Source organism: Streptomyces sp. NRRL WC-3549 (assembly GCF_000721935.1).
GTDB lineage: Bacteria > Actinomycetota > Actinomycetes > Streptomycetales > Streptomycetaceae > Streptomyces.
In genome coordinates this window covers 8,766-9,206 of record NZ_KL585454.1, presented here as the reverse complement: position 1 = coordinate 9,206, position 441 = coordinate 8,766, and the positions used below count along the sequence as shown (strand labels likewise).

The following is a 441-nucleotide window of genomic DNA, read 5'->3' as shown; positions in this document are numbered from 1 at the left end:
CCAGGAATGCGTCGAGGAGTCGGCGGAGTCGGCGTTCGTCCCGGTCCTTCGCAAGGACCGCGACGAGCCGCAGTCGCTGGTGAAGGCGCTGGCAGAGGCACACGTGCGTGGTGTGCCGATCGCGTGGGAGGCGTACTTCGCGCGTTCCGGAGCGGCCCGGCTGGAGCTGCCGACCTACGCCTTCCAGCACGAGCGCTACTGGCCGGAGACCGCCCCGGTCGCCCTCGTGGCCGAGGACAGCGCCGGCTCGACGTCGGATCATCGTTTCTGGGATGCCGTCGAGAGCAATGACCTCGACGCCTTGGCCCTGACGCTGGACTCGACCGACATCGGGTCGCTCCGCGACGTCATACCTGTTCTCTCGTCCTGGCGCCGCCAGTCACGTGAACTCTCCACCGTGGACTCCTGGCGTTATCGGGTGGTGTGGAAGTCGGTTGCGGG

At 68.0% G+C, this 441-nt stretch carries 1 protein-coding gene; it reads left to right on the top strand.

Features of this window, described 5'->3' with window-relative positions:
• Positions 1 to 441, top strand: a 441-nt coding sequence (locus IH13_RS39395) for a hypothetical protein (RefSeq protein ID WP_037843425.1), incomplete at both ends; no start/stop codon positions are given.